Annotated in this window: 1 protein-coding gene and 1 pseudogene; one reads left to right on the top strand and one right to left on the bottom strand. The window is 76.1% G+C overall.

The window, feature by feature from the left end:
- Positions 1-96 precede the first annotated feature (96 nt).
- The gene (locus EAO70_RS35085; protein WP_148006860.1) at positions 97-1,215 is read right to left on the bottom strand and encodes a hypothetical protein; all 1,119 of its coding nucleotides are present in this window, start codon (positions 1,213-1,215) and stop codon (positions 97-99) included.
- A gap of 72 nt (positions 1,216-1,287) precedes the next feature.
- Between EAO70_RS35085 and EAO70_RS35080 the strand changes: the two are divergent.
- Positions 1,288-2,766 (top strand): annotated as a pseudogene (locus tag EAO70_RS35080) (DNA-binding protein); the annotation flags it as partial.

Here is a 2,766-nt window from a genome sequence, read left to right as displayed (position 1 = left end):
GGCTGAGGTCGTCATGACGCCATTCTCGGCGAACGCGTCGCGGGGTTTGCGGGCTGGGTGACCCGTGCACGTGGCGTACGCAGGGAGCCGGGACCCTCAGTGTCTTCTCGTGCGCCAGAGGAGGAACAGGGCCGACGCCACCGCCGCGCCCCTGAGGACCCAGGGCCAGGTCTCCGCCACCGCCGCGCCCATCGCCTCGCCGCCCGCCGCGACCGGCTCCCCCCAGCGGCCCTCCACCCTGCCCCACAGCCAGCCGACGCCGGACGCGGCCGCCAGGCCCGGGATCACCAGGACGGCCCCCTTGACCTCACCGGGGGTCAGACGGCGTGAGGCGTACGCGATGAGCCAGCCCGCTGCCAGAGCCACCAGCGAGCCGAACACCGCCCCGCCCAGCAGCAGCAGCGCGGCCAGCAGGACGAAGGGGCTGGACAGGCGGAGCCGGGCGGCCGGGGCCGCCACGAGCTCCCCGTCCGCGACCGGCTGCGCCTGACCGGCTCGTTTGCGCAGGAGCCTGGACAGGCGGCGTCTCCCGGATGCCGGGCCGGGGGTGTCCTCCTCGTCCGCCCGTTCCTCGTCCTCGTCCCCCTCTGCAACCGGCTCCCTGAAGAGGTCCGGGCGCTCGACTCCGCCCACGAAGCCCGGGAGGCCCGCCGCCGCGTCGACCTGCCACCAGTCCCCGTCCATGCCGTGGTCGGCTCCGGCCAGGCCCGACAGGTCGAGCGGGCCGACCGCGTCGGCACCCGGGGCCGGTTTCGGAGCCGGTTTCGGAGCCGGTTTCGGGGTCGTTGTCGCGCCCGGGCGGCCCTGCGGTGGTTCCGGTGCCTTCTCCTCCCGGGAGCGGCGGCCACCCGGGATCCAGCCGATGCGTCGCTCGTCGCGCTCCCCGCGTTCTCCGCGGCGGGGCTTCGGCACCGGCTGTTCCGGCCCCGGCTTCCCCTCCGGCTTCCGCCCCGGGCCCGTCTCCCCCGGTCCCTCCTGCGACGCGCCCGAGCCGCCCGCCCGTTCCACCACCTCGTCCGGTGTTCCCAGCGCGCCCAGGATTCCCCGTACCGCCGACGGGGTCTCCTCGCCGTGGGTGGCGCGGCGGCGGTCGATCTCGTTGCGGAGGGTGGACACCAGCCGCATGCGGTCGCTCGCCGGCAGCTGTCGTTGCTGGGCCAGATCGCCGACCCGGCTCAGATAGTCGTAGACCAACTGGTCGCTCTCGATGCCCACGGTGCCCCTCCACGGCCGGTTCGCCCGGTACGGCCCGACGTTAGCGCCTGCGCAGCGGCTAACGTGGGGCGGATGGGGATCGGTGAGCTCGACCGGGAGGCGCACGTGCCCGAGGTAACTGGTGCCGCCGCGGCGCCCCGCACGCTCGCCGAGGCGCTGCGCGCGCGGGGTGACGAGGGGCTCGCCGCGCTGCTGCGGGCGCGGCCCGACCTGGTGAATCCCGTACCGAACGATCTGACGCAGCTCGCCACGCGGGCCGGGACGCGGGGGTCGGTGGTGCGGGCGCTTGAGCGGCTCGACCGGTTCGCGCTCCAGACGGCCGAGGCCCTCGCGGTGGCGCAGGACCCGGCGCCGTATCCCGTGCTCCTCGGGCTGCTGACCGGTGACGAGGGCGATCCGGCGATCGAGGCGGCGCTGCCGGGTGCCGTCGCGCTGCTGCGGGAGCAGGCGCTGGTGTGGGGTGAGGACGACCGGCTGCGGCTGGTGCGGACGGCCCGTGAGCTGCTGGCCCCGTCGGCGCAGCATCCGTCGCCGACGGGTCTGGGGCCGACGGTGGCGGAGGCGACGTCGGGGATGTCCCCGGGCCGGGTGCAGGAGATCATCGCGACGGCGGGGCTGTCCGGGACTCATGACGCGGTGTCCGCGGTCGGTTCGCTGACGGGTCTGTTCACGGACCGGGAGCGGATGGGGGCGCTGCTCGACACGGCGCCGCCGGACGCCCTGTCCGTGCTGGACCGGCTGGTGTGGGGTCCGCCGTACGGCGAGGTGACGGCCGATCCGGCGCCGCCGGTGCGGTGGCTGCGTGACCGGGGGCTGCTGCTTCCGGTGTCGCCGCGGACGATGGTGCTGCCGCGTGAGGTGGCGCTGCATCTGCGGGGCGGGCGGGCGCACCGGGTGCCGGAGCCGGTGGCGCCGGTGCCGGGCGTGCTGCGGGAGTACCGGCCGCAGGTGGTGGACAGTGCGGCGGCCGGGCAGGCGCAGCTGGCGCTGGCGACGGTCGAGGAGTTGTTGAAGTCCTGGGACCGGGGCGGGCCGCCGGTGCTGCGGGCGGGTGGTCTGGCCGTGCGGGACCTGAAGCGGACGGCGGCGGCGCTGGACGTGCCGGAGGAGACGGCGGCGTTCTGGCTGGAGCTGTGTTTCGGGGCGGGGCTGCTGGCCTCGGACGGGGAGGCGGACGAGCGGTACGCGCCGACGCCGGCGTACGACGACTGGCTCGATCTGCCGCCGGCGGAGCGTTGGGCGCTGCTGGTCACGCCGTGGCTGACGGCGACCCGGACGCCGGGTCTGGCCGGTGGTCAGGACGCGAAGGGCCGGACGTTGTCCGTGCTCGGGCCGGATCTGGACCGGTCGCCGGCGCCGGAGGTGCGGCACCGGGTGCTCGGGCTGCTGGCGACGTTGCCGCCGGGGTCGTCGGTGGAGCCGGAGTCGCTCTTCGCGCGGTTGCGGTGGGAGCGGCCGTTGCGGGGGGCGGCGGCCGCGGACGAGGGCGGTGACCTGCGGTCGCGGCTGGCGCGCTGGGCGCTGGCGGAGGCGGAGCTGCTGGGGCTGACG

The organism is Streptomyces sp. adm13(2018) (assembly GCF_008042145.1).
In the GTDB taxonomy this organism is placed as follows: domain Bacteria; phylum Actinomycetota; class Actinomycetes; order Streptomycetales; family Streptomycetaceae; genus Streptomyces.
The sequence above is the reverse complement of the archived record's forward strand: the minus strand, read 5'-3'. Positions and strand labels throughout refer to the sequence as shown.